Genomic DNA, 15,960 nt, shown 5'->3' with positions numbered 1-15,960 from the left:
AGTCACCCATGTGGTTCTGGTTGATTGAAGAAGTCGAGTCGGTCCGCCGGTTTCTGGGATTGGGGGGCGACGTGCTGGTCGCCCTGTTCTTCCTGACCCTGATGATGTGGGCCCTGCTGCTGGAGCGCTGGTTCTACTTCATGGCGGTCTATCCCCAGCAGGTGAAGCAGACCAAGACGGCCTGGCTGGCCCGCACCGATCACCTCTCCTGGTCTGCCAGGCAGATCCGCCGCGAGCTGGTCTCCCGGGTCGCCATGGCGGTGGACAAGGGGATGCCGATCATCAAGGTGCTGATCGCCCTCTGCCCGCTGATGGGGCTGCTTGGGACCGTGGTCGGCATGGTGCAGGTGTTCGATACCCTGGCCATCACCGGCACCGGCTCCCCCAGGGCGATGGCCTCGGGGATCTCCAAGGCGACGGTTCCGACCATGGCGGGCATGATTGCCGCCCTTTCCGGCCTGTTTTTTGTCAACCAGCTCGATCACAAGGCCAAGCTGGCCGTGCAGAAGCTGGAAGATAACCTGAAACACGGCTGATGCAGGATGCACATCCCCGGCCGGGCCATGCCCGCCGGGGCACAGAACAAGCAAGGAGTTTTTTGCCATGAGAAAACGTCACAGCGACAGCGGTGCTGACGAGGCGGCCATCGATTTGACCCCCATGCTGGACATCGTGTTCATCATGCTGATCTTCTTCATCGTCACCACCTCGTTCGTCAAGGAGTCCGGCGTGGAGATCAACCGCCCGAGCGCCAGCACGGCCGAGACGGTGAAGAAGGGGAACATCATGGTCGCGGTCCGCGAGAACGGTCAGGTCTGGGTCGACAAACGGGTCGTCGAAGTGGGTGCCGTGCGCGCCAACATCGAGCGGCTGCGGGCGGAGAACCCGGAGAGCGCCGTGGTGATCCAGGCCGACAGCGAATCCCGTTCCGGTCTGGTGGTGCAGGTCATGGACCAGATCCGCATGGCCGGTGTCCAGAACATCTCCATCGCCGCCGACAAGAGCAGCTGATGCCGGAGCGAATGCCATGAGATACCTGATATCGTTAGCGGTCTCCTGCGTAGTGGTGTTCTTCCTGTTCCTGGGAATGAACAAGCTCATCACGCCGGATCACCGGGAGCTGACGGAGCGGGAGGACGTCACCATGACCGACTTCATCCGCCTCAAGCCTCAGGAGACCTTGCAAGAGAAGCAACGGGAACTGCCCAAGCCGCCGCCCCCGAACCGCCCGCCGCCCCCGCCCGAGATGGAGGTGGCGAGCACGGACAGGCCGAAGATGGACAGCTCCCCCATGGACATGCCCAAACTCGACATCCCGGTCAACATCGGTGGCGGCAACGCCCTGGGTGCCTACAGCACCGGCGGCGGTGGCGGCGGCATGGGCGGCAACAACGGCGCCATCCCGATGGCGACCTTCGAGCCCATGATGCCCCGCAAGGCGGCCCTGGCCGGTCTTGCGTCCGGCAAGGTGCTGGTGGAGTTCACCGTCACCGAGCGCGGTACCGTGAGCAACATCCGCATCGTCAAGGAAGAGCCCCGCAGCTATGACCTCGGCAAGGCGGCGCGCCAGACCATCGCCAAGTGGACCTTCAAGCCGGCCATGGTGGACGGCAAGCCGCAGGCCAGTCGCATGCAGCAAGAGATCGAGTTTGCGACCAACTAAGGAGGGTGGCGATGAAAAAGTTACATACCCTGATCCTCGCCCCGGTGGCCATGGCGGTGCTGCTCAGCACCGCCACCTGGGCCGCCGAACAACCCGCCCTGTCTGACCGCGCCTACCGCGCGGTCAACAAGGCCCAGGCGTTGATCACCGAGAAGAAATACGGCGAGGCCAATGCCAAGCTGCAGGAGGCGCTGTCCGGCGCCGGCGAGCGGGTCTACGACAAGGGGGTCATTTTGCAGACCCTGGGCTTCGTGGCGGCGCAGCAGGAGAAGTACGGTCAGGCGACCAAGTACTTCGCCGACGCCATCGCCACCGGCGGCCTGCCGCCCCCGGTGGCCCAGCAGGTGCGCTACAACCTGGCCCAGCTCTACATGGCGGAGGGGAACTTCAAGGGTTCCATCAACACCATGAAGGAGTGGTTCGCAAACCTCGGCAAGGACGAGAAGCCGACCCCGCACGCCTACATCACCCTGGCCAACGCCCATGTGCAGCTCAAGCAGTACCGGGAAGCCATTCCGGCAGTGGACAACGCGATCAAGCTCTCCGCAGGCAAGGCGCCGGAGTCCTGGTACCTGCTGAAGATGGCGGCCCACTACGAGCTGAAACAGTACAAGCCGGCCACCGAGGTGCTGACTGCCCTGGTGGACCGCTACCCGGAGAAGAAGAAGTACTGGACCCAGCTCTCGGCCATGCACATGCAGGCGGGCAACGATGCCAAGGCCCTGGCGGCACTGGAAGGGGCCTACAACCTCGGCATGCTGACCGAAGCCAACGAGTTGCAGCGGCTCGCCAACTACCTGGCCTTCGCCGGCATTCCCCACCGCGCCGCCCGCGTGATGGAGAAGGCCATGAAGGAGGGGCAGATCGAGAGCACCGCGGCCAACTACAAGACGCTGGCCAACTACTGGCATCAGGCCAAGGAGCTGGACCCGGCCATCGACACCCTGGCCAAGTCCTACAAGCTGGCCCCCAATGCCGAGCTGCAGCTCAAGATGGCGCGCATGATGATCCAGAGCAAGCGCTACCAGGATCTGGTGGCCTTCGCCGCCAAGCCTGCCGCCAACGCCAGCGGCGAGCAGCGGGCGGATCTGAAGTTCCTGACCGGGGTCGCCTATTTTGAGCAGCAAAAGCCCAAGGAGGCGCTCTCCGCCTTCACTCAGGCCGCCCAGAATGGCAACGTCAGTGGTCGTGCTTCCCCCTGGATCAGCTTCTTGAAAGAGCAGCAGGGCGGCGCCGTCACCCAATAAAGCTGCGCGGCCCGGCTGGCGGGGCGGGGATCTCCCCGACTCGGCATCCGGGCCGCGACACATCGACAAGGGGGTCACCCCGCAGATTGCCTTGGTGGCAATTGGCCGCTCTTCGGAGCGGTCTTTTTTATGGCACCGCCCCTGCCCTTTTCCCCCTCCTTCTCCTGATACAAGGCACAAAAAAATCCGGAGCCTGGGCCCCGGATTGGGTCGTTGCGTTGGGAGGGGGCAACCCCTTCAACAGGTCATCAGTCACTGCATACCAGCGTCCAGCTGCCGTCGCCCGCTCTGAGCTCGCGGCTGGTACAGCAGCCGGGACAACTCAGTAGTTGCACACCAGCTTCCAGCTGCCGTCGCCCACTCTGAGTTCGCTGCTGGTACAGCAGCCGGGACAACTCAGTAGCTGCACACCAGCTTCCAGCTGCCATCGCCCGCCTTGGGCTCGCTGCTGGTCCACCAGTTGGCCTGCCACACCGCCTTGCCGTTGGTCATGCGGTCGTTGCCATTGGCGTGATCCCCGCGCGGCCAAGTCGGATAGGCATTGTAGTCCGCCGGGTTGACGTTCTGGCTGGCACAGGTGGTGCCACCGCTGCCGCCGTCACCACCGCCACTGCTGCCCAGCACCGCCTCGGCCAGGGCCGGGAAGTCGGACTTCAGGCCTATGGTCTGGCTGCCGGCAATCAGGCGCATGCCGCTCGGCACGCCGGCGGCCGGCAGGTAGTAGGTCATGGCCACTTCCACGTCGGTGCCCGGCGTCCAGGCTTTCCAGGCCGGCAGCGTCAGAGCCACCTTGTGGAAGTCCTTCTCATTGGCGATGCCGTCGGAGTTCTGGTTGCCGCCGCTCTCCACCACTTTCAGCCCCATGCCGCTCTGGTCGGTGATGGTGTCTGAGGTGGAGGTGGGCATCAGGAACTCGATGCGGGTGCCGCCCGGAATGGTCTGGGTCGACTTGTTGGTGAGCTTCAGGGTCGGGTTGATCGGGTAGTTGGAGTCCCCTTCCTTGAAGCCGGAGAGGCTCACGCCGATGTCGAGCTGGGCGGCCGGAGCCGGCAGATCATTCTGCTTCAGGGCCGCCTTGTCGGCCTTGCTGAACTTCTCATACGCCAGGCTGTGAGGGTGCTGCCCATCACGTACTCGTTCTTCGCGGCGTCGAAGTCATAGTCCCCCGCCATCTCCCAGAACATGACGCCCCCCAGGCCCCGCTTGACGATGTAGTCGAGCTTGTGACCCATGGACTCTTCATCTTCGGTGGAGAGGAACACCTTCTTCTGCTCGTTCCAGAGCCAGGGCGCATGGGCCTTGCCGTCGTAGTAACGCACATACTGGCCTTGCATCACGTGGGCCGGGTTGTTGGGATCCAGACCCCAGGCCTGGCCGTAGCTCGGCAGGGTGGTGATGCCGAGGCTGGCCGCGTGCTCCAGGTTCTTGGCATGCCACATGGGCACGGCGCCGCCGCCAATCTCCTTGCCGTTCTTGTCAAGGTCATGCCAGATGTTGTCGATGCCGACCGCCCCGTTGCCGCAGGGGACAATGCTGCCCCCCGTACCCGGCTGACAATCGCTCTGGCTCGGCAGCGCCGCCTTGCCCCCCAGGCCATGGGTGCCACCGGTGACCCCCTGCCAGCCGCGGGTGTAGTAAGGCACCCCTATGTTGATCTTGCCCGCCGCCATGGCACCCCGGAAGTAGTGGGCCGCCCAGGCGGAGTTGAGATAGCCGATGCCGCCAAACTGGGCCTGGGTGTAGACACCCCACTGGGACAACTCGGGATCCGCCTTGTTGTCGAACAGGGCGGCGTTGTGACCGACGAAGTGGTTCCAGGCACCGTGGAAGTCATAGGTCATCAGGTTGACGTAGTCGAGGTACTGGGTGACCTGGAAGTTCTCCATGCCGCGCAGCAGGTAGGCCGAGGCCGGCGAGGCGATGGTCAGCATGTACTTGCGACCGTCCTCGGTGCCGGCTGCATATTCCCACGCATGGCGATCGCTCAATAACATTCATGCCGATCACGTAATAACATCCATGCCGATCACTCAATAACATCCCACGCCGATCACTTTTTACCCTCGATGGGAAACCATGATCGGCATCCATGTTATTGGTGACTTTTTCTCCCCGCTTCGTTAAACCCGCACTTTCCCATCTGCTCCAACAGAGGAACGTGCATGTCTGCGAGGCCTATCACTGTGAGAAAACTCAAAGAAATTCTTCGCCTTAAATATCAGGCTCAACTGGCTCATCGGCAGATCGCCCTCAGCCTGCATATCTCTCCTAGCACCGTATCCTATTACCTCAACCGGGCGGCTCAACTGGGTATCATGACCTGGCCCCTGTCTGAGTCCTGGGATGATGTCTCCCTGGAGCGCGCATTTCTCAAGACCTGCTCTGTCCATAAAACTCAGCACAAACCCACTCCCAACTGGGCCTTGTTGCATCAGGAACTCAAAAAACCAGGTCAAAAAGGCGTGACCCTCGAGCTGCTATGGCAGGAGTACGCCGAGCGCCATCCAGGCTCCCACTACAGCTACAACCACTTCTGTCGGCTCTATAAAGAGTGGGCGGCGCTGCTGCAACCCTCGATGCGGCAGACCCATATTGCGGGCGAAAAACTCTTTGTCGACTACTGCGGCCAGACCATGCCCATTGTCGATCCGCATACCGGCGAGATCCTTTACCGGGCCCAGATCTTTGTCGCCGTGCTGGGGGCCTCCAACTACACCTTTGCCGAGGCCACCCGCTCCCAGCAGCTCGATGACTGGGTGATGAGCCACAAGCGCGCTTTCGAGTTCTTTGGCGGTGTGCCGCAATTGGTGGTACCTGATTGCCTCAAGAGTGCCGTCAGCGTGGCGCGCAATACCGATCCGGATCTCAACCCTACCTACCAGATGCTGGCGGCCCATTTCGGTACGGCGATCATGCCCGCGCGGCCCCGCAAGCCGAAGGATAAGTCCAAGGCGGAGGTGGGCGTGCAGATCGTCACCCGCTGGATCCTGGCGGTGCTGCGTCATGAAACCTTCCATAGCCTGGCCCAGCTCAATCAGCGAATGGGTGAACTGCTGACCCGGCTCAACCAGAAATCCTTCCAGAAGCTGCCTGGCTGCCGTGCCTCACTGTTTGCCGAGCTCGATGCACCGGCGCTCAAGCCGTTGCCGGATTATCCCTATCACTACACCAAAGTAGTGCCGGTGCTGGTTGGTAAGGACTACCACGTCGATCTGGAAAAGCACTATTACTCAGTGCCCTATGCCTTGCAGGGCAAGCGGCTGGAGGCGCATCTGGCCGAGCATACCGTCACGCTGTACCACGCGGGCAAGATCGTGGCCGAACACCAGCGGAGTCATCACAAAGGCCAGCACAGCAGCCTGCGTGAACACATGCCCGCGCATCATCAGGCACTGCTGGAGTGGTCGCCAGAGCGACTGCTTGGCTGGGCGGCGTCCATCGGCCCCTACACCACGCATTGGGTGGATGGCTTTATCCGGCAGGCAGAGCATTCGACGCAAGCGGTGCGCCCTTGCCTGGCCTTGCTGGGGCAGAGCAAAACCTATGGCAAGGAGCGGCTGGAAGCGGCCTGCCTCCGGGGGCACCTGACCGGCGCCAACCGGCTGCACAACATCCGCAGCATGCTCAAGCATGGCCTGGAGGAGCAACAACTCATTGCCAACGAGCGACAGGATCCGCTGCAAGACATCCGTCATGACAATGTCCATGGCGAGCACTACTTCCACTAACCCCACGGATCAGGAGAAGCCGATGCAATTACACCTCGATGAACAACTAAGCCGCCTGCACTTGAGCGGCATGAAACAGGCTCTGAACCAGCAGCAGGCCCAGAGCATGCTGTACCTGGATATGGGTTTTGAAGAGCGGCTGCAACTATTACTGAGCCATGAGCTGGTGCAGCGGGAGCAGAGGAAAACCAACCGCCTGGAGAAGCAAGCCCGGTTCCGGCTAGCCGGACAGGTGGAGCAGCTCGACTATCGGGCGGGTCGAGGCGTGAGCAAAGCGCAGATCCGCCAACTGCTGGAAGGACACTGGCTGAGTCATCAACAAAACCTGCTGCTAACGGGCGCGGCAGGCTGTGGCAAGAGTTACCTGGCGTGTGCCCTGGGCCGTTACTTTATCCGGCAAGGAGTGGGCGTGCGGTATTACCGGCTGAAAACCCTACTTGAAGAGATGCGACTGGCCCAAGCGGATGGCAGCTATCCGAAACTGCTGGAGCGGGTAAGCAACATAGGGGTACTGATCCTGGATGACTGGGGCATGGAGATGCTGGACGCGAGCGAACGCAGCAACCTGCTGGAGATCATCGATACCCGCTACGGCAACGTCTCAACGATAGTGGCGAGCCAATTGCCGGTGGAGAAGTGGTACGGGATGATCGGAGAGGCAACCTTCGCCGAGGCGATCTTGGACCGACTGATCCACAGAGCGGTGCGCGTGACCTTAACGGGAGAATCGATGAGAAAACAGGGCGCCAACTTGACCGATGCCGATCAGGCGGAGTAAAAGGAAGACGCTATAAACGCGGGCAGAAAAAAAGTGATCGGCATGATGTTATTGGCTGATCGACATGATGTTATTAGCCACCGGCGCTGTCGAGCTTGTTGCGCAGGGTCTTCATCAGCACTTCATAGTTCGCAAAGAGCTTGCCGCGACACTGGTTGGAGAGCGGGAAATCGTTGGGGTTGCCCGCATCCTTCATGGAGGTGGGGTACTCGTAGTCGATATCCACCCCATCGAAGCCGTACTGGCGGATGAAGCCCACGGCCGAGTCGGCAAAGGCGTTGATGCCGGCGGTGTTGACCGAGCAGTCGCCCTTGGTGGTGGCGGCGTAGAAGCCGCGGGTATCGGCCCAGCCCCCGACGGAGATGAGGGTCTTCACGTCCGGGTACTGCTTCTTGTACTTCGACAGCAGGTTGAAGTGACCCTGATAGGCAAACTCCGGATCCATCTCGGCGCTCGGCACTCCGTTCCAGGTCAGCTTGGTGGCGGCGTCATCCACCTTGATGGTGTGACTCTGCTCGTCCACCGCCGCGAAGGCGTAGTTGATGTGGGTGATCTTGTCCCAGGGAATGTCGCTCACCAGGTAGGCGGGCAGGCCGTTTTTGCCGGTGCGCCAGGAGGTGAAATACCCGATGACGCGGCGGCCGTGGTCATCCCCCATGCACTCGCTGCCGTCGGCGCGGTAGATCTGGCGCACGTCACAGGAGAGGTTGCCGCCGGTGGGGGGCAGGGCCGCCTCTTCCACCTGCACGTCCACCTGGGCCGACTCGCCAGAGAGGTTGGTCTTGTCGGTCGCCACCAGCTTGAGGCCGGTCAGCCCCTTGTTCTGGGGCGTCCAGCTCAGTTGCCAGGGGGCGCTGGTGTCCTCGCCAACCTTCTGGCCATTCACGAAGAGCTCGACCTTGGCGACGTCGTCATTGGCGTCGGTGACATTGCCGCTCACGGTGAGGGCGCGGCCCAGGGTCACCCTGGCACCGGCGGCGGGGCTTGCGATGCTCACCCTGGGCGCCTCTGGCGTCACCACGGCGGCGACCTTGAAGCTCGAATCCGCCTCGCTCAGCACCTTGCCGTCTTTATCCAGCGCCCGGGCCTTGAGGGCGTGATTGCCCGCACCGGCGGCAGACCAGCTGGCACTCCAGGGAGAAGCCGTGGCGGTGGCGACCAGGGTGCCGTCGATGAGGTATTCCACCCGGGCGAGCGCCGTGACCGGGCCGCTCAGCGTCACCGCCAGGGCCACACTGGCCCCCTCACTGACGCTGGCACCCACGGCGGGGGAGCCGATGGCGACGACCAGGGACGGTGGCGGCACCTCGCCACCATACAGCTTCCAGGCATCGGCCCAGACCACACCCACCCCGGGGGCATAGTGATAGGGGGACGCGCCGCACCAACCGGAGTAAGGGAATTCCTTGCATTCATAGAGGGCGCCTGCGTTGCTGACGATGTCGCCAGCCTTGTAGGCGGTGCCGGCCTGATAGGCGGGGTAAGCGGCCTGCGCCCAGGCAGGGACGGCCGCAAGGGCGACCAGCATGGCAAGCCTGCTGGGCCTCAAGATCTGTTGCATATTGTTATCTTCCTTGTTTTGTCTTGGCTTCAATGCCGGGAAAAGCGCAATCGCAACAGGGAACAAGGGAGCGACAACAGGCCATGGACGGGCCACAAACCCTCAAGTCACCCTGGGTCGGGAATTCAGATAATAAGTGCGACACTCATGGATGAATGGCGAGAGGTGGCCAACTGCTGATTGGTGGTACCCTTCTGCTCGCCAAAGTAAAAGCAGTATCACCATGAGCTATCAGCAGTTGACCGAGGGGCAACGATACCAGTTATCGGTGCTTCGCGCACAGGGGATGTCCATCCTTGCCACCGCACGCGCCATTGGCGTTCATCGCTCCACCCTCTACCGGGAGCTGCGTCGTAACGCCGGGCCGCAGGGCTACCAGCCAGACAATGCGCATCAGCACGCCACCCACCGACGGGCCAGTGCGGCCAAATCTCGGCTATCTGCCGATGTCATCCAGTTTGTCGAGCTGACACTCGCCTGGTGGTGGAGCCCGGAGCAGATAAGCGCGGTGGGCAAGCAGATAGGCCTCATGGTGAGTCACGAGTGGATATACCGCCATGTGGCCGCCGACAAAGCCCGGGGTGGCCAGTTGTACCGCCATCTGCGCCAGGGCCACAAGCGCTACCGCAAGGGGGCGAGCAGCCTGCGTTCTCCCATCAAGGAAGCCCGCTCTATTGATGAACGGCCGGCTATCGTCGATAGCCGGGAGCGGCTCGGTGATTGGGAGGCGGACACGGTGCTGGGCAAGCAAGGCACAGGTGCACTGGTCACCCTGGTGGAGCGCAAGAGCCGGCTCTATCTGGTCAAGCGGGTCGCGAGTAAACAGGCTGGGGTGGTGCGGGATGCGATAATCGAGATGTTAACGCCCTACATCGAGCAGGTGCATACCATCACCTTTGACAACGGCGGCGAGTTTGCCGAACACAAGGCGATAGAGGAAGCGCTGGGTGCCGAGACTTACTTTGCGCACCCTTACTCTTCGTGGGAGCGCGGTCTGAACGAGAACAGCAATGGGCTGTTGAGGCAGTTTATCCCAAAGGGAACAGACCTGAGAGAGGTCACGGACGAGGATGTCAGGAGAGCGGAGCAGTGGCTCAACCTACGACCTCGGAAATGTCTCGGATTCAGGCAGCCTGTCAAGGTATTCGAAGAGTACTGTCAGGCGGCATAGGCGAGTGTCGCACTTCGAAGTTGAATTCGCGGGTAACCCCGCTGTCTGGCCCGGATGGGACAGATCGGAGGCTTTGCGTCCCGGCATCACTGCCGGTTTGCCCTTTGCCTGGGTTCCGTGAGGAACGGCTCGAGTATAGGAAGCAAGTGACCACTGCTCAATCTTTATTCTCGAAGGAAAATATGTGAATGCTGGCGGCCTCACACTTTTCGCTCCCACCTGATGACAAATAGATCATCAATATCAAACTGTTAGCCACGTCAAAAAATGGCAGATGGGCTCCTTTGTCTCCTCATAATGTGCGTTGGTTCACTGGTCAGAGCTGCCAGAAATGTGACAATGCGCACCCTTGGCCACGATGCCAAGGCTATGGAAACACTGGCAAAAATAAAAAAAGGAATACCCATGAAAGGAACACCTACCCTGCTGTCGCTGGCCGTGGGGCTCGCGCTCGCGTCCCCCTCTCTCTACGCCGCCGGCTTCAGTTGCCCGGCCGACAGTGCCCTCACCCCCATCCCCGCCATCCAGGGCAGTGGCGACAAGAGCCCCCTCGTCCCGGACGATCAGTTCGAAAGCGCCCAGAGCGTCTCGGTCAAGGCAGTAGTCTCGGGTCTGGGGGAAAGCCTCAACAAGGGCTTCTACCTGCTGGATGTGCAGGGGGACGGCAACCCCGAGACGTCGGACGGCATTTTCGTCTACCTCAACGACAAGAACTTCGCCAGCAAGTACCCGGACATCCAGCCGGGCGCCCTGGTCTGTCTGGAGGCCAAGGTCGAGGAGTATTACGGCCACACCCAGCTCAAGCCCCTGTTTGACGGCAGCACGCCGCGCCTGACAACCCTGGCCCAGGGCGCCGCCCCGGCCGCCACGGCGCTGCGGGTACTGGAGGGGGAAACCCTGGCCCGAGCCCTGGAGCGTCACGAAGGGATGCGAGTGCGCCTTGACGCCGACAGCGCCCTCAAGATAAGCCGCAACTTCAGCTACGACTATGCCGCGCGGCGCAACAACCTGGTGCTCGCTCACGGCGCCCCGCTGATGAAGCCGACCCAGCGCCATGTGGCGAGCAGCCCCGAGGCCGTGGCGCTGGCCGAGGCCAACGCCAGCAACCGCGTCTTCCTCGAGTCGGACTTCAAGGCGGGGGACGGCAAGCTCCCCTGGCTGCCCGCCTGGGAGCCGGAGCAGGGTTACCTGCGCATCGGCGATGCCCCGATCAATCTGGAGGCCATGGTCGGCTACAGCTACAACGAGTACCGCCTTATCGTGCCCCGGGATCAGACCATCACCGCGGGGGATCTGCTGCGCACCGGCGACAACGACCGCCAGAGCGCCCCGGCCCGCGTGGATGGCACTGACCTTCGCATCGGCAGCTTCAACGTGCTCAACTACTTCACCAGCCACTCCAGCGTGGGGGGCGCCCTCAACGTGCTCTGTGCGGATCAGGCGGATGCGGACAGCGCCAAGGGTTGCAACCGCGGCGCCAAGAGCCTGGAGGAGTTCCAGTTGCAGCGCGCCAAGATCGTCAACGCCATCACCGAAATGGACGCCGACCTGCTCGGCCTGATGGAGATGGAGAACAACGGCTTTGACGAGCACGCCGCCCTCCACGATCTGGTGGAGAGCCTCAACGCCAGGCAGAAGGAGGCGAGCAAGCACTACGCCTTCGTCACCCTGCCCAAGGCCCTGCTCACGGAGGATCGCTTCTTTGGCGGCGACGCCATCATGGTGGCCATGATCTACCGCCCCGCCCTGCTCACCCCGAGCGGGGATGCCGACGTCATCCCCCTGCCCCAGCAGCGCTACACCACGGGCGGCGTCACCAAGAGCGCCGGTCAGCGGGACTCCCTGGTCCAGCGCTTCACCGTGGCGGGCAGCGACGCCCCCCTGACCCTGGTGGTCAACCACCTCAAGTCCAAGGGGTCGGGCTGCTATGAGAACGGGGATGGCAAGACGGAGCCTGCGGATCGGCAGGGCAAGTGCACCGAGTTTCGGGTGAGCGCCGCCAAGGTGCTGGGGGAGGCGGTGAGCAAGATGCCGGGCCAGGTGCTGCTGGTGGGGGACTTCAACTCCTACGCCAAGGAGGATCCCATCCGTGTGCTGACCGACTATGCGCCGGTCGCGGGGGAGCGCCAGATCCGCTCCGCCTCCCACACCTACATCGGCGACAAGCCCTATGAGCAGATGGGCCGGACGGTGGCCAAGGGTTACGGCCTGGTGGATCTGAACGTCAAGTTCAACCAGGAGAAGGCCATCTCCTACAGCTACGAGGCCGAGCTCGGCACCCTGGACTACGCCCTCGCCAACCCGGCGCTGGCTGACAAGGTGGTGGCGGTGGCCGACTGGCACATCAACTCCTTCGAGAGCAACCTGTTCGAATATGGCAGCGCCTACACCGGCGATCTCATCAAGTCGGACAACCCCTTCAGCGCCTCGGACCACGACCCCGTCATCGTCGACCTCAAGCTCAAGGAAGCGAGCAAGGGGGGTGGCGGCGCCATGGGCGCCCTGCTGCTGGCCCTGTTGCCGCTCGCCTGGCGGCGCCGTCGCTAAGACGCGGCATCCTCGATGCCAGGTGCAAAGCCCGCGATGATCGCGGGCTTTTTTTTGTGCCAAGGCCATTTGAAAAACAAATGCAAAGGGCCACATCATGGGATTAATAAATGCCCTGTTGCCCCGTCTCACCCCTTTCCCGGGGGGCTGGCACCCTGCCGACGGGGAAACCCGGTGCTGACTCCAGGGGCCGGATAGCGTATCCCGCAGGTTGCCGAATGAACCAACCGCCACACGGCAGAGGATGGCATCGCGCAGCCCGCGCCTTGGCCATGGCTGCATCGGCGCCAATCTCCACCCTCACCCCCGTCAGCGGCGGCCAGGGCCGCTGATACCCTCGCGGACAAGGTGAAGCGCCATCGCAGGCTGCCGAACGAGCCAACCGCCACGCGGCAGAGGATGGCATCGTGCAGCCCGCGCCATGGCCATGGCGGCATCGGCGCCAATCCCCACCCTCACCCCCGTCAGCGGCGGCCAGGGCCGCTGATGCCCTCGCGGACAGGGTGAAACGCCATTTGCCAGACAAATGCAAAGGGCGAGATCATGGGAAATCCAAATGACAGGCAAACAAAAAGGCCACCGCAATGCGGTGGCCTTGGTGCTTTCTTGCGAAAGATGGTGGAGCTACGCGGGATCGAACCGCGGACCTCTTGCATGCCATGCAAGCGCTCTCCCAGCTGAGCTATAACCCCGATGTGTGTGAGTGACACTGAATCACTCTGAATTTGGTGGAGCTACGCGGGATCGAACCGCGGACCTCTTGCATGCCATGCAAGCGCTCTCCCAGCTGAGCTATAACCCCAAATTCGGTACTCAATGAATGGTTCTGGCGGCCATTCATCCTCAATAATGGTGGAGCTACGCGGGATCGAACCGCGGACCTCTTGCATGCCATGCAAGCGCTCTCCCAGCTGAGCTATAACCCCACAAAGGTCGGCCTGGGTGATACACACCGCACTGCCCTGGGTACTTCATGTCAATCGGGAACCTGGTGGAGCTACGCGGGATCGAACCGCGGACCTCTTGCATGCCATGCAAGCGCTCTCCCAGCTGAGCTATAACCCCTTGGATTCCAGATTGTTCGAGAAGAATTTGGTGGAGCTACGCGGGATCGAACCGCGGACCTCTTGCATGCCATGCAAGCGCTCTCCCAGCTGAGCTATAACCCCAACTCACCTCGGCGCTACCAAAGTTATCTCTGGCAACGGAGGCGCATGATAGGCATCACCCGCTTTGCTGTCAACCCAAAATTCTCGCCCACTGGAGCGTTTAGTCAAAATTCAGGCAGTTAGCTGTTTTTACCGCCAACCTCGTCGCTATGTCGCTGTTTTACGTCGCAAATCCGCTTGAGGCCAAAATACGAAGGGCCCCCGTCAGGGAGCCCTTTTCATGCCATGGCCAATGTTTATTCAGCGGCCATGCGCGCTTCGATATACGCCAGGGCGCGGTCGATACGAGCGAGGACCCGCTCCTTGCCCACCAGCGCCATCACGGCGTCGGCGATGCCAGGGGACTGGCCCGTACCGGCGTTCTGAATTACTCGGCGGCCATGCGCGCTTCGATGTACGCCAGGGCGCGATCGATGCGGGCGAGGACCCGCTCCTTGCCCACCAGCGCCATCACGGCATCGATGGCAGGAGACTGGCCCAGACCGGTGACGGCCACACGCAGCGGCATGCCGACTTTGCCCATGCCCTGACCCAGCTCGGCGGCGGTCGCTTCAATCAGCTCGTGCAGCGCCTCGGTGGTCCAGGTCTCCAGGGCCGCCAGCTTGGTCTTGGCCAGAGCCAGCGGCTCGGCAGCCACACCGCGCAGATGCTTCTTGGCTGCCGCTTCGTCGATGGCCTCGTACTCTTCGAACAGGTAGCGGCTCTGGGCCGCCACCTCCACCAGGGTGTTGCAGCGCTCGGCCAGCAGGGTGACCACGTCGGCCAGCACCGGGCCATTGCTGGTGTCGATCTGCTGGTGTTCCATGTGCCAGGCCAGATGCTTGGCAACATAAGCCGGATCCAGGCTGCGCATGTAATGGTTGTTCAGCCACAAGAGCTTGTCGGTGTTGAAGGCGGAGGCGGACTTGGAGATGGCATCCAGGCTGAACAGCTTGATCATCTCGTCGAGGGTGAAGATCTCCTGATCCCCGTGGGACCAGCCCAGACGCACCAGGTAGTTCAGCAGCGCTTCCGGCAGGTAACCGTCGTCGCGGTACTGCATCACGGAGACGGCGCCGTGGCGCTTGGAGAGCTTGGCGCCGTCGTCACCCAGGATCATGGAGACGTGGGCAAACTCCGGTACCGGCGCGTTCAGTGCCTTGTAGATGTTGATCTGGCGCGGGGTGTTGTTGATGTGGTCTTCCCCACGCACCACATGGGTGATCTCCATGTCCCAGTCATCGACTACAACACAGAAGTTGTAGGTCGGCGCGCCATCGGTACGGCGAATGATCAGATCGTCCAGCTCGGTGTTGGCGAACTCGATGCGGCCACGGACGTGGTCATCGAACACCACGGAGCCTTCGGTCGGGTTGCGGAAGCGGATCACGTGGGGCGCATCGGCCGGGTGATCGTGGTCGCCATCCCGGCACTTGCCGTCATAGCGGGGCTTCTCGCCGTTGGCCATCTGGCCTTCGCGCAGCGCTTCCAGCCGCTCCTTGGAGCAGTAGCACTTGTAGGCGCGGCCGTCGGCCAGCATCTCGTCGATCAGTGCGTTGTAGCGATCGAAGCGCTTGGTCTGGTAGTAGGGGCCCTCATCCCAGTTCAGCTCCAGCCATTCCATGCCCTCAATGATGGCGTCGATGGCCTCCTGAGTGGAACGTTCCAGATCGGTATCCTCGATACGCAGCACAAACTCACCGCCCTGGTTCTTTGCAAACAACCAGGAATAGAGTGCGGTACGGGCACCGCCGACATGCAAAAAGCCGGTCGGGCTGGGAGCAAAACGGGTTTTGACTTTCATCTTTAAGCCTTGTGTAGAGGGCCTTGGGCCAATTCGTTAAAAAACCGTCGCATTTTAGCACCGACAATGACGGATGGGAAAACCATGGCGAGGCAGAGGGGAAAATAGGGTCTATTCACGCAAAAACCGCTGTTTTAGAGTGATGTCTCAGAATTTTCCCTTTTTTCCCGCTTAGCTAGGCGAGGTCGCTGGAGAGATCTCCCGCACAGCCGATACTTCAGTCACCCCGTCAACGAACCCTCAACGATACAAGGAACGCGCGAAGCAGTTTCGTTCTATCCAGAATCGTATCCTGGTACTGGCCGGTGTCGCC

Annotated in this window: 9 protein-coding genes, 5 tRNA genes, 2 pseudogenes and 1 riboswitch; of the genes and pseudogenes, 8 read left to right on the top strand and 8 right to left on the bottom strand. The window is 62.0% G+C overall.

Going from position 1 to position 15,960, the window contains the following annotated elements:
- Window positions 1-8 precede the first annotated feature (8 nt).
- From C3F36_RS15290 to C3F36_RS15275, 4 genes are all read left to right on the top strand, one after another.
- The gene (locus tag C3F36_RS15290) at window positions 9-536 is read left to right on the top strand and encodes a MotA/TolQ/ExbB proton channel family protein (protein ID WP_104455357.1); all 528 of its coding nucleotides are present in this window, start codon (window positions 9-11) and stop codon (window positions 534-536) included.
- A 67-nt stretch (window positions 537-603) separates the two neighbouring features.
- Window positions 604-1,011: an ExbD/TolR family protein gene (locus C3F36_RS15285; protein WP_104452349.1), complete on the top strand. Its 408-nt coding sequence runs from the start codon at window positions 604-606 to the stop codon at window positions 1,009-1,011.
- A gap of 16 nt (window positions 1,012-1,027) precedes the next feature.
- On the top strand, window positions 1,028-1,663 hold the full coding sequence (locus C3F36_RS15280; RefSeq protein ID WP_043154309.1) for an energy transducer TonB: 636 nt from the start codon (window positions 1,028-1,030) through the stop codon (window positions 1,661-1,663).
- Between the two features lie 11 nt (window positions 1,664-1,674).
- Window positions 1,675-2,910 (top strand): tetratricopeptide repeat protein, encoded by a 1,236-nt coding sequence (locus C3F36_RS15275; RefSeq protein WP_042014300.1) that lies wholly within the window; start codon window positions 1,675-1,677, stop codon window positions 2,908-2,910.
- Between the two features lie 396 nt (window positions 2,911-3,306).
- On the opposite strand, the pseudogene C3F36_RS15270 reads toward C3F36_RS15275, so the two are convergent.
- Window positions 3,307-4,871 (bottom strand): annotated as a pseudogene (locus C3F36_RS15270) (chitinase C-terminal domain-containing protein); the annotation flags it as partial.
- Between the two features lie 201 nt (window positions 4,872-5,072).
- Here C3F36_RS15270 and istA point away from each other — a divergent pair.
- The gene (gene istA, locus C3F36_RS15265) at window positions 5,073-6,638 is read left to right on the top strand and encodes an IS21-like element ISAs27 family transposase (protein WP_043851823.1); all 1,566 of its coding nucleotides are present in this window, start codon (window positions 5,073-5,075) and stop codon (window positions 6,636-6,638) included.
- A gap of 22 nt (window positions 6,639-6,660) precedes the next feature.
- Complete coding sequence (gene istB / locus C3F36_RS15260; RefSeq protein ID WP_043851824.1) at window positions 6,661-7,416, top strand: IS21-like element ISAs27 family helper ATPase IstB; 756 nt, start codon at window positions 6,661-6,663, stop codon at window positions 7,414-7,416.
- Window positions 7,417-7,495: 79 nt separating this feature from the next.
- Here istB and C3F36_RS15255 read toward each other — a convergent pair.
- Window positions 7,496-8,944 (bottom strand): annotated as a pseudogene (locus tag C3F36_RS15255) (Ig-like domain-containing protein); the annotation flags it as partial.
- Between the two features lie 256 nt (window positions 8,945-9,200).
- On the opposite strand from C3F36_RS15255, the gene C3F36_RS15250 reads away from it, so the two are divergent.
- Both C3F36_RS15250 and C3F36_RS15245 read left to right on the top strand, forming a co-directional pair.
- On the top strand, window positions 9,201-10,148 hold the full coding sequence (locus C3F36_RS15250) for an IS30-like element ISAs2 family transposase (protein ID WP_104454191.1): 948 nt from the start codon (window positions 9,201-9,203) through the stop codon (window positions 10,146-10,148).
- Window positions 10,149-10,176: 28 nt separating this feature from the next.
- Window positions 10,177-10,260, bottom strand: a riboswitch (cyclic di-GMP riboswitch).
- 293 nt (window positions 10,261-10,553) lie between these two features.
- On the top strand, window positions 10,554-12,695 hold the full coding sequence (locus C3F36_RS15245; RefSeq protein WP_104455356.1) for an ExeM/NucH family extracellular endonuclease: 2,142 nt from the start codon (window positions 10,554-10,556) through the stop codon (window positions 12,693-12,695).
- Between the two features lie 616 nt (window positions 12,696-13,311).
- Here the strand turns inward: C3F36_RS15245 and C3F36_RS15240 are convergent.
- The 6 genes from C3F36_RS15240 to gltX all read right to left on the bottom strand — a co-directional run bounded on the left by C3F36_RS15240 (window position 13,312) and on the right by gltX (window position 15,647).
- A tRNA-Ala gene (locus C3F36_RS15240) sits at window positions 13,312-13,387 on the bottom strand.
- Between the two features lie 34 nt (window positions 13,388-13,421).
- A tRNA-Ala gene (locus tag C3F36_RS15235) sits at window positions 13,422-13,497 on the bottom strand.
- A gap of 48 nt (window positions 13,498-13,545) precedes the next feature.
- Window positions 13,546-13,621 (bottom strand) — tRNA-Ala (locus C3F36_RS15230).
- Window positions 13,622-13,684: 63 nt separating this feature from the next.
- A tRNA-Ala gene (locus C3F36_RS15225) sits at window positions 13,685-13,760 on the bottom strand.
- Between the two features lie 28 nt (window positions 13,761-13,788).
- Window positions 13,789-13,864: transfer RNA gene (locus tag C3F36_RS15220), tRNA-Ala, on the bottom strand.
- Window positions 13,865-14,231: 367 nt separating this feature from the next.
- Window positions 14,232-15,647, bottom strand: coding sequence for a glutamate--tRNA ligase (gltX, locus tag C3F36_RS15210; protein ID WP_104455355.1), 1,416 nt, complete (start codon window positions 15,645-15,647; stop codon window positions 14,232-14,234).
- Window positions 15,648-15,960: the final 313 nt, after the last annotated feature.

Origin of the sequence: Aeromonas sp. ASNIH2 (assembly GCF_002934795.1) — a bacterium.
In the GTDB taxonomy this organism is placed as follows: Bacteria; Pseudomonadota; Gammaproteobacteria; order Enterobacterales; family Aeromonadaceae; genus Aeromonas; species Aeromonas caviae.
Note: the sequence above shows the minus strand (reverse complement) of the source record. Positions and strands in the feature narration are given on the sequence as shown.